Source organism: Romboutsia sp. (assembly GCF_056995035.1).
The window spans coordinates 41,769-57,639 of record NZ_JBXKIW010000083.1 but is presented as its reverse complement, the minus strand read 5'-3'; the positions used below and the strand labels follow the sequence as shown (position 1 = coordinate 57,639).

Genomic DNA, 15,871 nt, shown 5'->3' with positions numbered 1-15,871 from the left:
AAACGAGTCTATTTTTATTCTTTATCTTTTTCAACAGTTTTTATAAACTCTTCTATATCTTTAATAACATTTCCTTTTGCAAATTTGATTCCTTGATTTATAGCATTTTTTATAGCTCTTGAGTCAGAAGTTCCATGTGCCTTTATAACACCACCATTAACTCCTAAAAGTGGTGCGCCTCCATATTCTGCATAATCCATAAAGCTTTTTAACTTTCTCAAATCATTTTTCAAAAGCATTGCTCCTATTTTTCCTTTTGTGCTAGCTAAAAATGCTTCTTTTAGCAAGCTCATAACAGACATTGCTACACCTTCTGCAGATTTTAATAATATATTCCCTGTAAATCCGTCACAAACAATTATATCTGTATATGCATTTATTACATCTCTTGCTTCTACATTTCCTATAAAATTCAAATCTATATTTTTAAGCTCTTCATAAGCTTTTTTTACTAAATCGTTTCCTTTACCTTCTTCTATGCCCACATTCGCTAATGCTACTTTTGGACTATCTATATTTAAAACTTTTTTTGCATATATATTACTCATAGCTGCAAATTCTACTAGATTTCTAGATTTACAATCTGCATTAGCTCCACCATCTGCTATAAGAGTCATCCCTCTTTCTACATTAGGTATAGCAGGACATAAACAAGGTCTATCTATACCTTTTATTCTACCTACTACAAATAATCCTCCTGCAAGTAATGCTCCTGTGTTACCAGCTGATATAATTGCATCTGCCTTACCTTCTTTTACAAGTTTTAAAGCGACAACCATAGATGAATCTTTTTTAGATCTAATAGCTTTCACAGGCTTATCTTCATTTTCTATAATTTCGGTAGTATGAACTATTTCTAACTTATTTCTATCAAATTCATAATTAGAAAATTCCTTTTCTAACATATATTTATCTCCAGTGATTATTAAATCAACATTGTATTCTTTTATGGCACTTATAGCACCCTCTACGTTAGATTTAGGTGCATTATCTCCACCCATACCATCTATTACTATTTTCATAATTCTTCCTCCTAATCTAATTCTTCAAATATAAATTTTCCTCTAAATATCTGTTCTTGTGCTTTATTATTAATAACAACTTTTATATAATGCTTCTTGTCAGCTTTTTTGTAAATTTCAGCCTTTGCTATAAGCCTATCTCTTTGTTCTATTAATTTCAAGCATTTTAAATTTGCAACTCTCATAATTACCTTTGGCGCATCTATTATAGCCATAGCTAATGAGTCTGCTAGAGAAAATATATATGTATCCTTTAAAGTATTAGTTTTAGAGTAAAGCATATCCTCTGTAATTTCTAACATAGATATTCCTAGTTGCCCTACTGATAAGTCAATTATTTCTCCTATAATTTCCTTAGCTCCTAAAGTTTTAACTTTTGAACTTTCTGTCTCTGCGATTGATTTAACTCTTTCTCTCAGTTCCGGTATATTTAAACTCATCCTATCTAATCTTATTGTCTGTATACTCACTTCAAACAAACTAGATAGTTCTTCATCTGTATAGAAAGGGTCAGCCTGTAGCATTTCAATAAGTTCTTTTTGTCTTTGGGCTTTGCTTTTCTTTCCCATATTACCTCCAAGTTTTTATAGCTGTAATTAGCACCAGCTACTAATACCAGTATATAATATTGCAATAAAATTATCAACACTTTTATTATTATTTTTTAGAATTGATATTTTATGAAACATTTTATTTAATTTAGATTTCTTTTAATATTAACTATATTTCTTTTTTAAACCAAAAAAACATGTAGATTACTCTACATGTTTTAGAAGCTATTAGTTAGATACAACTTCTTTACCTTTATAATATCCACAGTCTGGACATATTCTATGTGGTAATTTTGGCTCATGACATTGTGGGCAACTTACTATTCCAGTTGCTACCATTTTTGAGTTAGCTGCTCTTCTCATTTTTGTTTTTGATTTAGATGTTTTACGCTTTGGTACTGCCATTTACGCCACCTCCTTAGTCGTTTTTAAATATATCTTTTAATTTAGCAAAACGGGAATCTATAATCTCCTCGTCGTTCGCGATTTTATTGCAAGAACAATCTTGTTTATTTAAGTCTGCTCCGCATCCTGCGCAAAGGCCTTTGCAGTTTTCATTACAAAGAACTCTTGCTGGTACTTTGAAGTCTAATGTCTGTTCTATTATACTTGTAAGATTTATATATTCTCCATCATAAATAAACGCATCATCATCTTCAAAACTATTTTCGTCAAAGTCTTCTTTAACTAAAAAACCTTGTATAGAATATTCTATTGGTACTTCTACCTCTTCTAAACATCTTGAACAAGGATCAAGAAGTGTAAATTCTACTTCTACATCTAAGTAGAAACCACTTTTAGTAGTTGAGATTTTACCGTTTATACTTATTGGTGAAGCTAATTTGTAATTCTCATCACAATAATTAATAGTATCAACTTTTTGACAAAAATTCAAGTCTATTTCTTCAGTTTCTCTTCTAATTAATCTATCTAGACTTATTTGCATTAAATTCACCTCAATACATTACCAACTAATTATACAAATTTGTGGTTTATTTGTCAAGTATTTTTACTTGATAGATATTTTTGAAATAAAACCCAATATATATATTGGACATAATTCAAGGTAGGTTTTACCCTACCTCAATATATTATATCCATTTATAATTATTTTACTAAGCCTAATGTATCTCTAGCTATAACTAATTCTTCGTTAGTTGGTATTAATAATATCTTAACTTTAGAGTCTTCTGTAGATATTACTCTTTCCTTACCTCTAACCTTATTAGCATCTTCATCTATCTTCATTCCTAAGAATTCCATGTTAGAAGATATATCAGCTCTAATACCTATTCCATTTTCACCTACACCAGCAGTGAATACAACAGCGTCAACACCGTTCATTTCTGCAGCATAAGATCCTATATATTTCTTAACTTTTTGAACATATGCTACTAAAGCTACTTGTGCTAATTCATTTCCAGCAGCAGCTCCATCTTCTATATCTCTGAAGTCACTTGATATACCAGTCATTCCGTATACACCTGACTTTTTGTTCATTAAATCGCTTAATCCTTTAGCATCTAATCCTTCTTTTTCCATTAAGAATGGTAATATAGCAGCATCTATATCTCCACATCTAGTACCCATTATTAATCCTTCTAATGGAGTGAATCCCATAGATGTATCTACACACTTACCACCTTTTATTGCAGCTATAGAAGCTCCATTTCCTAAGTGACAAGTTATTATTTTAGTATCTTCTATATTTTTTCCTAACATCTCAGCAGCTCTTTGAGACACATACTTGTGAGAAGTTCCGTGGAATCCGTATCTTCTTACACCGTATTTAGTGTATAACTCATGAGGTAAACCATATAAGTAAGATTCTTTAGGCATTGTTTGATGGAAAGCAGTATCAAATACTCCTACCATTGGAACACCTGGAAGTATAGCTTCACAAGCTTCTATTCCCATTATGTTAGCTGGATTGTGAAGTGGCGCTAATTCAACACACTCTTGTAGTGCAGCCTTAACTTCATTAGTTATTACAACTGATCCTGCGAACTTTTCACCACCATGAACAACTCTGTGTCCTACAGCTTCTACTTCACTTATTTCTTTAACTCCACCAAACTTAGCATCAACAACAGCGTCTAATACTAACTTTATAGCATCTTGATGATTTTTCATTGGTTGTTCTACAACTAACTTACCTTCAACACCATCTTTTTCTTGCTTAAGTATAGAACCATCTATACCTATTCTTTCAACTAATCCTATACATAAAACTTCCTCATTTGACATATCGATTAATTGATATTTTAATGAAGAACTACCACAGTTTAATACTAATATTTTCATTAGTATACCTCCTTAAAATTGTATGAATAATATGTAACAAGCCTATTAGGCTTAATATTGTATACAGTAGACATTGTTTAACATAAATTAATATACCATTTTTTTTTATAAAAGTACAGTACTTATATATGTTTATTTAATTATATTGTTTAATGATCTATATTACTAAAAAAATAATATATTTTCCTTAACATAGATTATTTTTCTCTATTTGTTATAATATTATAATATAATTATTTAAATTTATTAATTATATTTTGTTAGAATATGTAGTTAGATTTCTATGTATATTTAATAAAACCTCTATTTTCGAATAAACCAAAGGAGAATTTTTATGAACATACTAGGATTAATAGTTGAATACAATCCTTTTCATAATGGTCACTTGTACCATTTAACTAAGTCTTTAGAAATAACTAATGCTACTCATAGTGTAGCTATAATGAGTGGTAACTTTCTACAAAGAGGTGAACCTGCTTTATTTGATAAATATACACGTGCTGAAATAGCTGTAAAAAATGGTGTTGATTTAGTTATAGAGTTACCAACTATGTTTGCATGTCAAAGTGCTGAACTTTTTGCTCATGGTGCTGTAACTACTCTTAACTCATTAAATTGTATAAATTCTATTTGTTTTGGTAGTGAAGAGGGCAATATTGACATTCTTTATACAATTTCAAAGATATTAGTTGATGAACCTGATGAATTTAAAGTTTTTTTAAGAAGTTACTTAGATGAAGGTATGCTTTATCCTACTGCTCGTAGTTTAGCTCTGTTTGATTATATTTATAAGCATGATTTATTAGATATTTCAAAGGAAAAACTTTTATCCATATTAAATTCATCTAATAACATTTTAGGCCTAGAGTATATAAAATGTCTACTAAAATTACAAAGTAATATAAAACCTTTTACAATTTCTAGAATATCAGCTTCTTATAACTCTGAGAATATAGATAGTAATATCTGTTCTGCAACAGCTATAAGAAAGTCATTAAAAGATTATAATGATTTATCTATTATACATAACGTAGTTCCTAAGACTACATATAATAGACTAGAATCTAGATTGAATGATAACTTTTCACCTATGTTTGATGATGAATATTTTAATCTAATTAATTCTATAGTACTCAGAGATATAAATATTTTAAATAAATACTTTGAGGTTAATGAAGGAATAGAAAATAAAATATATCAAAACGTTTTTACTGCTAGCACTCTTAGTGATTTACAGTTATCTATAAAATCTAAAAGGTACACATTAACTAAAATTAAGCGAACTCTTAATAATATCCTCTTGGGAATAACTAAAGCTAATATGGAAAAAGTTAAAAATATAAACCCTATACCTTATGTAAGGATTTTAGCTTTTAATGATAAAGGACGTGAAATTTTAAAAGCCATCAAAAATAATTCTGAAATAAGTATAGTCAACAAGTTTTCGAATGTATCTTTTGCTATGGATGATGATGATAAATTTAAGACAATGATTGATTACGATATAAAAGCTAGCAATATGTATAATATGATTTATTATAAAAATAATAAACATTTATTAAAAGGTCCTATGGACTATTATACATCCCCTATTTATGTTAGGAATACTAGTAGTATGGAATAATATGATTATCGTCTATTAGTTTAAACATATAAGTAGAGCGCAATTTTAAAGATGCGCTCTATTTTCATTATATAATTAGCATATCTTACCAGGATTCAAAATATTTTTAGGATCAAAAGCAACCTTTATATTTTTTATCAAATCCATATAAGACTCGCTTTGAGATTCATGTAAATACCCTTTTTTAGCATATCCTATCCCATGTTCTCCTGAAACCTGACCTCTAAGTTCTCTTGATTTTCTATACATATGATCAAAACTTTCTTTTAATTTTATTTCCCATGTTTCATCATTCATATCATCTCTTAATGTATATACATGTAGATTTCCGTCTCCTGCATGACCAAAACTTTTTATTCTTACATTTAATTTTTTTTGAAGGTCATGAGTATATCTTATAAACTCAGCAACCTTATCCCTAGGCACAACAACGTCACATTCATCCATTTCTGTTGTAGATGCTTTTATAGCTTCTAAGAATGCTCCTCTAGCTGACCATATAGATTCATTTCTTTCTTGTGTATCTGATATAAATACATCATACGCTCCATTTTCTAAACAAAGATGTGCTACATTTTCATATTCTTTTTCAATCTCTTCTTTACTATTTCCATCAAATTTCAATAAAAGATATGCATCTGATGTATTATCAGGGAATTTTTTACCTAAAAATTCTTCTGCTGCAAGTATTACGTCTCTCTCCATAAATTCTATAGCAGTTGGTATAGATTTTGATTTTATTATTTTAGGTACAGTTTCTATAGCCCCTGATAAATCGGGGAAAGGTATTAATAAACTTATATCCTTTTTAGGAAGTGGTAATAGTCTAAGTATTGCTTTAGTTACTATACCTAATGTACCTTCAGAACCTACTATTAAATCTTTTATACTATAACCAGAACTATTCTTAACTACTTTCCCTCCTATATTTACAATTTCGCCATTAGGAAGTACTACTTCTAATCCCCTTACATAATCTCTAGTTACCCCGTATTTTACAGCTCTCATACCACCTGCATTGGTATTTATGTTACCAGCTATTGTAGCACTTTTTTCACCTGGGTCTGGCGGATAAAATAAGTCTCTTTCTTGAACATATTGGCCTATTGTCATAAGTAGTACTCCTGGTTCTACTGTTAATGTTAAGTTTTCTTCATCTAGTTCTAATATTCTGTTCATTTTGCTTAAATTCATCATTATTCCACCATGTATTGCTACTGATGCGCCAACTAAACCTGTTCCTTGACCTCTTGGCGTTACTGGTATGTTATTTTCATGAGCATATTTCATTATTTTAGATATTTGATTTGTTTCATTAACAGTAACAAGCACTTCTGGATATTTTTCTACTCCTCCTAATTCATCATGTGAAAAATCTTCACTTATATCTTTACCTGTAAATATATTTTCTTCCCCACATACACTTATTAAAAAATCTATATCATTTTTATCTATTAACTTATACATAATTATCCCCCCTATTCTTCTACTGTTAGTGCTGTTTCTAATTGTTTTTGCTCTATCTTCTCTATTAGTTTAGGAATTATTTCATAAATATCGCCTACTAAAGCTACATGAGCAACATCAAATATCGGAGCTTTTTCATCTTGATTTATAGCCACTATATAATCAGAACCTTGCATACCTGCAACAAATTGAACAGCTCCAGATACACCACAAGTTATTATAAGTTTTGGTTTTACAGTTCTTCCACTAAGGCCTATTTGTTTTCTTGGGTCTATCCATCCTGCTTCTATTAACGGTCTTGTTCCTGCTACTTGTGCACCTAATGCATCTGCTAATTTATAAATCAGGTCCATATCATCTTGTGTTTTGATTGCTCTACTTGCAACTATTATAACTTCCGCATCTTCAAGGCCAACTTCTTTAGTTTTTGGTTTTATATCTAAAACTTTTATTTTAGAAGTTAATTCTTGTTTTTCAATATTACATAAAGTAACTTTTCCAGTTGGATCTTCAATCTGCTCAGGTGCTGAGAATATTTTATATCTAACTGTAGCAAATTGCGGTCTATTATTTGGTGTATGTATATGAGCCATTATATTACCGCCAAATGCCGGTCTAATTTGGTCTAAATCAGTATTCTCTTGTATATCAAGTATCGTACAATCTGCGGTAAGACCTGTTTTGAATCTTGCTGCAAGTCTTGGTGCAAGAGATCTTCCTAAAGTAGTTCCTCCAACTAGCATGATTGTAGGTTTTATGTTTTCTATAAAGTTTTCTACTGCTTTAGCATATGGTTCTATTCTAAAATTTTCAAATTCTATATCATCGTAAACAAATATTTCATCTACTCCATAAGATAACAATTTGTCACATTTATCTTTTATATCACTACCAACAAATACACAATAAACTGGATGATTTATTTTATCTGCCATTTCACGAGCTTTACCTATAAGTTCATAAGTTACAGGATGTATTTCACCTTCATGATGATCTACATATACTGTTATTCCTCTCCACTCATCTTTGTTTATTTCTTGTTTTACATCTTCTATAAATTCAAACACATCTTTTGGACCTTTTTTAACACATAACTTACACATTTTACATCCAGCATTTATTTCTAATTTATTGTTAACTACTTCTATTGCATTAAATGGACATACTTCCATAGCTTCTTTAAAATCTTTTACTTTTTCATGATTTATAACTATTTTAGACATTTGTTATTCCCCCCTTACACTAATTTTAATCCTTTCAATTTACCTACCAAAATATCAGTTACTTCTTCTGCACTTCCTCTTAGAACTTCTTTCTCGTTATTTGAAGTAGGAGGGAAGATCCTTAAAACTTGTGTTGGTGAACCATTCAACCCATAATTATCTTCATTTTTATCTTCAAAATCCGCTAGGCTATACATGGGTATTTCTCTATTCTTTGTTTTTAATCTCAATTTAAATGAAGGTAGTCTTGGTTGGAATATATCTTTTTCAACTGTTATTAAGCATGGATATTCTACCTCACACACTTCTAATGTATTTGGCATATCAACTTCTATTACTATACTTTTGTCTTTAACTTCTATTATTTTAGTTACATTAGTAACATGAGGTATATTTAAGAACTCTGCTATTTCTGGACCAACCTGAGCTGTATCCCCATCTGTAGTTTGCTTTCCACATATTATTAAATCAGGATTCCCTATTTTTTTAATTCCTTGTGATAATGTATATGATGTTGCAAGTACATCAGCTCCGGCAAACTTTCTATCACTTACTATGGCACCTTCATCTACTCCCATCATAAAACTTTCCTCTATTATTTGCTTAGCTTGCGGAGGCCCCATAGTTATTACTTTTAGAGTTGCTCCTTTTTCCTTTTTTATTCTTAGAGCTGTTTCTAGTGCATATAAATCATACGGATTCATTTTAGAATCTACACCATCTCTTTTTAATACACCTGTCTTTTCATCAACTTCTACTTCACTAGTTCCTGGAACTTGTTTAATACATGTTAAAATTTCCATAGATTCTCCCCCTTTATCTATTTAACTATTACAGATACTCCATCTGGAATAACTACTATTTTTGAATCATTACCTTTTATATCTAGTGCCATTTTTAAAGCCTCATTAAAGTTCGATGCATGCTTCATATGCATATTTTTTATTATGTCTGGATCACATTGATCTGTAACCATTATTACTGTATATTTTTCTAATATTCTAGCTAATATTTGAAATTCCCATTGATCCGGTGCAGTTTCACTTCTACTAACTTTCCTTACTGTCTCTAGTACTTGTGTGGGAGAATTCGCATAGGCTATATTATCATAAAAAGATTGACCACCATGACCATCATTACATGCAGCAATCATTATTATTACTCCACCTTCATTACAAGTAGCTTCTGCTGCTGTCATACCTTTTACAGCTTGATATATATTTTGATCTAATGGATAACCTCCATTAGTACTTACAACTATATCTGCTTTATGAGAATCTATCTTAGATAAACTTGTTACAAATTCACACCCTTTAGTATGTGCATCCTCCACATCTCCTGCAAAAGAAGCTATAACCTTTTTATCTTGGTCTATTACAACATTTACTATAAATGCTAAGTTAGCGACTTTAGCAGCATAAACCATATCTTCATGTATAGGATTATTCTTTAAATTCCCTGTTCTTGCATTTTTACTATCTATAAAGTCACTACAATGGTTATACATTATAGTTTTTGATGATGCTATTCCTGGTAATATACTTTTTCTTCCTCCTGAAAAACCAGCAAAGAAGTGAGGCTCTATAAAGCCTTCTGCTATTAAAATATCTGCTTCATATGCAAGCTTATTTAAATAAAAATCTCCTCCTGATGGTAATACTCCTGCCTTTACCATTTGAGATTCATCAGTAGATATATGCATTAATATCTCTTCATTGTTTACTATCTCTTCACCCATTTTATAAATTAATTCTTCTCTTGTGCTTGGTCTATGAAATCCAGTTGCTACTAAAATTTTTATATTTATATCGGGTTCTAATTTTCTTAATCTTCTTAAAATTATAGGCATTGTAACTTTGCTCGGTACGGGTCTAGTATGGTCACTTGTTATTATTACTACGCTTTTTTTATTTTTAACTAATTCTTCTAACTTTTGTGAACCTATCGGATTATCAATAGACTCCTCTACTATTTCTTCTTGGGTTTTATTTACTACATAATCATGCGCTTTTGATTGTAATATCTTTGAGAAATTTTCATCTGGAATATCTAAAATCATTCCATTCTTTGAATATGGTACAGTTAAAATAGGCATATTTTCCTCCCTAATACGTTCGTTTGATTAAAATGCAATAAATCTTCCAAAGTAAACTAGTATTCCTAATATGATTACATATCCTAAACAAAACTTAAGTGTTGCACTAAATATCTTACCTTCTTTTCCAATAAGACCTGTAGCCGATGCAGCTATGGCAATACTCTGAGGCGAAATCATTTTTCCAGCCGTAGCACCTGCAGTATTCGCTGCCGCTATCCAATATGGGTCTATGCCCAAAGATATCGCTGCTTCTGCTTGCAATCCTCCAAATAATATATTGGCTGATGTATCACTACCCGTTACAAATGTTCCTATTGAACCTAATAGTGGGGATATTAGAGGATAAAATGAACCTGTTATTGCGGTTATCCCAAAAGATATAGAACTTGTCATTCCACTATGGGACATAAGTTTTGATATTGCTACTATAGACGTTATTGTTATAAATGATTTACTTAATTGCTTGACTGTTCTTTTAAGGACATTTACCATTGTTGAAATTTTTACTTTCTGAATTAATCCTGCCACAAAAGTAGATATTATGATTACCATACCAGGTGTGTTTATCCATGTGAATGATGTTGGTGAAGCTCCTTCACCTGTATAGATTTGAATTTTACTACTAAAATTAGCTAAAAATTGATTTATTGATGGGAATAATGGGCTAGCGGCTAATATTAATATACATAAAAGCATATATGGAAGCCAAGCTAATACTCCTTCTTTAGTTGTAACTTTACTTTGAGATAATACTGATTGATCTTGTGATTGTTCATTATGTATTTCTTCATTGTTTATTTCTCCTGTATTTTTTCTTTTCATCGCTTTTGCCATAATAATTGTAACTAACATACTACATAAACTTCCTACAAGTGCTGGTAATTCAGCTCCTAAATATTTTGCTATAAATATTTGTGGAATAGCAAAAGCTACTCCTGATGCCAAAGTTATCCAAAATACTCCTTTTACTGCTTTTAAGCTTTTCTTAGTCAATATTACTAATGCGAAAGGTACTATTATTATGAATGGTGCTAGTTGAAGTGCTGTTAAATAACTTAGTCTCATTACGTCTAGTCCTGTGACTGCGGCTAATGTAGTCACTGGTATACCTATAGCTCCAAATGCTGTAGGTACAGTGTTTGCTATAAGACATATTATAGCCGCAAACACTGGATTGAATCCAATTGAAGCAAGTATACTTGCTGGAATAGCAACTGCCGTTCCATAACCTGCTACTGCTTCTAAAAATCCTCCAAATCCCCACGCTAGTATAAGCACTTGGATTCTGTCATCGGTAGTTATACTAGATAGCATAGTTTTCATAGTATCCATACTTTTGGTTTCAACTGCTAAATTATAAGTAAATAAAGCTGCCACTATAACTAAAAGTATAGGCCATAGCGCAATTGCAATTCCTTCTATAGATGCTGTAACCGCATCCATAAATGGCATCTTCCAGAATATAAGAGTTATTATAAATGTTAAAACAGCAGTAAAAAGACATGTTTTATGAGCTGGTAGTTTTATAACTCCTAAGGATACTATTAGCCATATAATTGGTATTACGGCTATTAAAAATAATACATATTCATTCATCAAGCTTCCCCCCTTCTTATTTTTTTATGATGGTCACTTGAATGATGGTAAGTGGTATTACCACTTATATCTAAATAATATTAGATACCATTATATTTATCAACTATTGTCTGAAAATTAACAATCTTCTTTCAATTTTATTTCTAAATAACTTTTTCTTATAGTATCCATATGGTCTTTCATTTTTTCATAAGCTAAATCTGGATTTTTATCTTTTATAGCTTCATATATATCATTATGCTTTTCAAATAATACTTCTTTACTCCAATATGTACTTATTATTTTTTCTCTAGCTTCTTCTATAAATACTTCAAATAATTTAGATGACATAGTAAAAAGACTCTCAATTAAATAGTTACTACTTATATTTGCTAATTTATTGTGAAATTTTTGATCTAATAAAACTATCGCTTTACTGTTATAAGTAACATTTGTTTCTTCTTTCATTTCATCTATTATATTTTTCAATTCCATACATTCTTTTTCTGTAGCTCTTATAGCTGCAATCTTTACTGTTTGCAGTTCTAATAATTCTCTGAATTCTAATATATTTTGCCAAGTTCCATCATTTAACTTAAATATCATAGATAAAGGCTCTATTAATGATTTTTCTATATTTGTACAAATAAAATTACCTTCGCCTTGCTTACTTTCAATAACACCCATAGTCTCTAATACCCTTATAGCTTCTCTTATAGATGTTCTACTAACATTCATTTGTTCTGATAGTTCTCTTTCTGATGGTAACTTATCACCTTTTTTAATTTCTCCATTTAATATTCTTTCTTGTATTTGCTCAATAACCTGTTCATAAACTTTTTTGCTTGAAATACTATTAAACATTTTATTTTCCTCCCAATAAAACTTTGTTACCTATGTATATTATATATCCTAATAATTTTTATTCATATATATTTTATAAAGTTAATATATTTATCTTATACTATATATTTTATTAGGTGGTAATATGAAAAAAAGTAAATTAGTGATTTTTTTTACACCTGTATTCATTGTTCTATTTTTAATCTTAGGGATAATAATATTTCCTAATGAGTCTATATCAGCTGCAAAAGAAGGTTTAAATATTTGGACTACCGTTTTAATCCCTTCTCTTTTGCCCTTTATAATTGGTGCCAACTTAATTGTAGATTTAAAAATAGTAGATATAATAGGTTTTATAATAAATCCTATTACAAGATTTATTTTCAATGTTTCAGGTAAAAGTGCTTTAGTTTTTGTAATATCAACATTTTCAGGCTATCCTGTTGGCGCAAAATTTGCTTCAGAACTTAGATATAACTCTCAAATATCTAAATCTGAAGCTCAAAGACTCGTATCATTTTGCTCTACCTCTGGCCCACTTTTTATAATAGGGGCAGTAGCAACAGGCATGTTTCAAAATTCATCCTTAGGTTATTTAATGATTACTTGCCATTACTTGGGTGCCATATCCGTTGGATTATTTTTTAGAAATTATGGTAAAGAAGTTATTCCTAAGTCGTCTAACTCATTAAGAACAAATATTCAAAATGTAATAAATACTAGACATTCTAGCGGTCAAGGATTCTTCGCTTTATTTGGAAATGCTGTTTTTAATGGTGTAAATACTCTACTTATGGTTGGTGGTTTTGTAATTATTTTTTCAGTTGTTTTTAAAATTTTATCTTTATTCAACATTGTTTCTTTAATGTCAAATATATTATATATTCCTTTATCTTTATTTGGTGTGACAAAAGAACTCTGTTATGCATTTATTAGTGGTTTATTTGAAATAACTATAGGTTGTAACAAAATAGCTAGCGTTACCTCTACCCCTGAGGTTCTAAGAGCTACTTTGGCAAGTTTCTTAATAGGATTCAGTGGTTTATCCATCTTAGCTCAATGTTGTGATTTTTTAGCTAAAACAGATATAAATATTGGCCTGTATATATTCAGTAAATTTTTACATGGTACTTTAGCGAGTATATTTACATTTTTATTATATCCACTGTTTAAATCAACAGCTTTTGTATCTAATTTTTCTAGTGTATATAATGTCTTTTACAACAACTCAGGTTGGAACTATTATATGTCAAACTATAAAATAATACTTCCTATACTCATAATAATTTACATATTAGTATCATTGGTATTTATAGAAAAAACAAGTTGCAAAACAAAAAAAGAAAGCTAATGCTTTCTTTTTTTGTTTTGCAACTTGTTTAAAATTATAACTTACTTATCTTTTTGGATTTAATTCTGCTTTATCCCTTGCAACTTCTTCTAATACACTTTTTAAATTATATTCAACACTTGAAAGTATATTCTCTGCATACTCTATAGAACCTATTCTAATTTCATTTGCTACTCTTTCAGCTTTATCAATTATAGCCTTGGCTTGTTGCTCCGCTTGTACTACCGGCTCACTAGCTTCTATCCATGCTTTAACAATATCATCGGAGTTTTTCTTTAATTCTTCTCTATTGTTGTTGTATTCTTCTCTTACTCTCTCAGACTCTTTATTAGCTTGTTCTACTAATTCCGATGCTTCTTGCTTTGCATCATTTATTATTTTATGTCTTTCTTTGTTTATCCAAGTAGCTTGTTTAACTTCTTCTGGAATCAATACTTTTATTTCACCTATAATTCCTAAAATTTCATTTTTATCTATACCTGATTTTTGAGAAAAAGGTATTGAGGAAGCGTTATTTATTATACTTTCTAATTCTTCAAATAACTCAATCATTTCTAAGTCTACATACATTTTTTATTCCCCCTATCTGCTTTTCTTTTTAATTCTTCTAAAACGACCTTTGGTACTAGATTTTTTATATCTGCATCAAAATTTAATACTTCTTTAATTAAAGATGAGCTTATAAATGAATACTTAGTAGCTGTAGGTAGTATAATTGTTTCTATATTTGGATTTAATTCTTTGTTCATATGAGCCATCTGTAACTCATATTCAACATCTGCCCCACTTCTTATCCCTCTTACTAAAGTGTCTACTCCATTTTCTTGACAATAATTTACTAGAAGCCCATCAAAACTTACCACCTTGATGTTATTTAAATGGCTAGTACACTCTTTTATAAGATGTACTCTTTCTTCAAAATTAAACATACCCTTTTTATTCGGATTATAAAGTACCCCAATTTGTAGTTCATCAAATATTTTTGACGATCTACAAATTATATCTAAATGTCCGTTTGTTATTGGATCAAAACTACCTGCAAACATAGCTTTTCTTATTTTCTTTTCCATTTCGTCTTATGGCCTCCACTTTATAAAGTTCGCTTAACTCATAATGTCAACAACTTTGTCCATTACTTAAAATTCACTTTACTCATACCATTAACAACTTTGCCCATTGCTCAGAATTTACTTTTCTTATATCATCAATGGCTCTGTTTGTTTATGTAGCATCTATGAATTTAAAAACTATAATTTGTAAAATGTTAAAGTTGTACTTCCATATTTTTTAGCTTTAGATTTATCTAATCGACCTATATTTTCAGGGAATTCATCCTTGCTATCATGCTCTATAATTATTATCCCATCTTCATCTAATAAATCTGCATCATCTATTTTTTCTAACGCGTCTATAAACATATTTTTATAATATGGTGGGTCCATAAATATAATATCAAATTTACTTTTTTGTATTTTAAGTTTACTTATAGCATCTTTAAAGTCTAAATTTAAAACTATGCTTTCATTTTCAACTCTTGCTTTTTTTATATTTGATTTTGCTATTGCTATACTATCTTTGCTTATATCTACAAAAACACATTTTTGTGCTCCTCTAGATAAACACTCTATACCTAAAGATCCAGTTCCTGCAAATAAATCTAGGACACTGCTTTCCATTATGTATGGGCTTATCATATTGAATAAAGATTCTTTAACTCTATCTGTAGTAGGTCTTACATCTTCATTTTGAGGAGTATTTAACTTTAATCCTCTTACTTTTCCTGATATTACTCTCAACGTGTCTTCACCTCATT

General features: G+C 29.9%; 16 protein-coding genes. 2 read left to right on the top strand and 14 right to left on the bottom strand.

Annotated features, from left to right (window positions below):
• Positions 1-14: 14 nt before the first annotated feature.
• From plsX to AC11VW_RS13280, 5 genes are all read right to left on the bottom strand, one after another.
• Positions 15-1,022 carry a phosphate acyltransferase PlsX gene (gene plsX / locus AC11VW_RS13300; protein WP_484301911.1) on the bottom strand — a complete coding sequence of 336 codons (1,008 nt, stop codon included), beginning with the start codon at positions 1,020-1,022 and terminating at the stop codon, positions 15-17.
• Between the two features lie 11 nt (positions 1,023-1,033).
• Positions 1,034-1,591 carry a transcription factor FapR gene (fapR, locus tag AC11VW_RS13295; RefSeq protein WP_484301910.1) on the bottom strand — a complete coding sequence of 186 codons (558 nt, stop codon included), beginning with the start codon at positions 1,589-1,591 and terminating at the stop codon, positions 1,034-1,036.
• A gap of 210 nt (positions 1,592-1,801) precedes the next feature.
• Positions 1,802-1,978: a 50S ribosomal protein L32 gene (gene rpmF / locus AC11VW_RS13290; protein WP_484301909.1), complete on the bottom strand. Its 177-nt coding sequence runs from the start codon at positions 1,976-1,978 to the stop codon at positions 1,802-1,804.
• A gap of 13 nt (positions 1,979-1,991) precedes the next feature.
• Entirely contained in the window at positions 1,992-2,519 is a 528-nt protein-coding gene (locus tag AC11VW_RS13285; protein WP_484301908.1) for a YceD family protein, read from the bottom strand.
• Positions 2,520-2,680: 161 nt separating this feature from the next.
• Positions 2,681-3,877 carry an acetate/propionate family kinase gene (locus AC11VW_RS13280; protein ID WP_484301907.1) on the bottom strand — a complete coding sequence of 399 codons (1,197 nt, stop codon included), beginning with the start codon at positions 3,875-3,877 and terminating at the stop codon, positions 2,681-2,683.
• A 334-nt stretch (positions 3,878-4,211) separates the two neighbouring features.
• Here AC11VW_RS13280 and AC11VW_RS13275 point away from each other — a divergent pair, with 334 nt between their 5' ends.
• The gene (locus AC11VW_RS13275) at positions 4,212-5,501 is read left to right on the top strand and encodes a nucleotidyltransferase (RefSeq protein ID WP_484301906.1); all 1,290 of its coding nucleotides are present in this window, start codon (positions 4,212-4,214) and stop codon (positions 5,499-5,501) included.
• Between the two features lie 75 nt (positions 5,502-5,576).
• Here the strand turns inward: AC11VW_RS13275 and AC11VW_RS13270 are convergent, their stop codons facing one another.
• The 6 genes from AC11VW_RS13270 to AC11VW_RS13245 all read right to left on the bottom strand — a co-directional run bounded on the left by AC11VW_RS13270 (position 5,577) and on the right by AC11VW_RS13245 (position 12,728).
• Positions 5,577-6,968, bottom strand: a complete 1,392-nt coding sequence (locus tag AC11VW_RS13270) for an FAD-binding oxidoreductase (protein WP_484301905.1) — start codon at positions 6,966-6,968, stop codon at positions 5,577-5,579.
• Between the two features lie 11 nt (positions 6,969-6,979).
• Entirely contained in the window at positions 6,980-8,191 is a 1,212-nt protein-coding gene (locus AC11VW_RS13265; protein ID WP_484301904.1) for an FAD-binding protein, read from the bottom strand.
• Positions 8,192-8,205: 14 nt separating this feature from the next.
• On the bottom strand, positions 8,206-8,994 hold the full coding sequence (locus AC11VW_RS13260; protein WP_484301903.1) for an electron transfer flavoprotein subunit beta/FixA family protein: 789 nt from the start codon (positions 8,992-8,994) through the stop codon (positions 8,206-8,208).
• A gap of 17 nt (positions 8,995-9,011) precedes the next feature.
• Positions 9,012-10,286, bottom strand: a complete 1,275-nt coding sequence (gene larA, locus AC11VW_RS13255) for a nickel-dependent lactate racemase (protein ID WP_484301902.1) — start codon at positions 10,284-10,286, stop codon at positions 9,012-9,014.
• A 27-nt stretch (positions 10,287-10,313) separates the two neighbouring features.
• On the bottom strand, positions 10,314-11,885 hold the full coding sequence (locus AC11VW_RS13250; protein ID WP_484301901.1) for an L-lactate permease: 1,572 nt from the start codon (positions 11,883-11,885) through the stop codon (positions 10,314-10,316).
• Positions 11,886-12,002: 117 nt separating this feature from the next.
• Positions 12,003-12,728 (bottom strand): FadR/GntR family transcriptional regulator, encoded by a 726-nt coding sequence (locus AC11VW_RS13245; RefSeq protein WP_484301900.1) that lies wholly within the window; start codon positions 12,726-12,728, stop codon positions 12,003-12,005.
• A 124-nt stretch (positions 12,729-12,852) separates the two neighbouring features.
• Between AC11VW_RS13245 and ylbJ the strand changes: the two genes are divergently transcribed.
• Positions 12,853-14,058 (top strand): sporulation integral membrane protein YlbJ, encoded by a 1,206-nt coding sequence (gene ylbJ / locus AC11VW_RS13240; RefSeq protein ID WP_484301899.1) that lies wholly within the window; start codon positions 12,853-12,855, stop codon positions 14,056-14,058.
• A gap of 45 nt (positions 14,059-14,103) precedes the next feature.
• On the opposite strand, the gene AC11VW_RS13235 is transcribed toward ylbJ, so the two are convergent.
• From AC11VW_RS13235 to rsmD, 3 genes are all read right to left on the bottom strand, one after another.
• Positions 14,104-14,628 (bottom strand): hypothetical protein, encoded by a 525-nt coding sequence (locus AC11VW_RS13235; RefSeq protein ID WP_484301898.1) that lies wholly within the window; start codon positions 14,626-14,628, stop codon positions 14,104-14,106.
• Positions 14,619-15,128, bottom strand: a complete 510-nt coding sequence (coaD, locus tag AC11VW_RS13230) for a pantetheine-phosphate adenylyltransferase (RefSeq protein WP_484301897.1) — start codon at positions 15,126-15,128, stop codon at positions 14,619-14,621. Before coaD ends, AC11VW_RS13235 begins: the two co-directional genes overlap by 10 nt.
• A gap of 177 nt (positions 15,129-15,305) precedes the next feature.
• A complete protein-coding gene (gene rsmD, locus AC11VW_RS13225; protein ID WP_484301896.1) occupies positions 15,306-15,854 on the bottom strand; it encodes a 16S rRNA (guanine(966)-N(2))-methyltransferase RsmD in 549 nt (182 codons plus the stop codon).
• Positions 15,855-15,871: the final 17 nt, after the last annotated feature.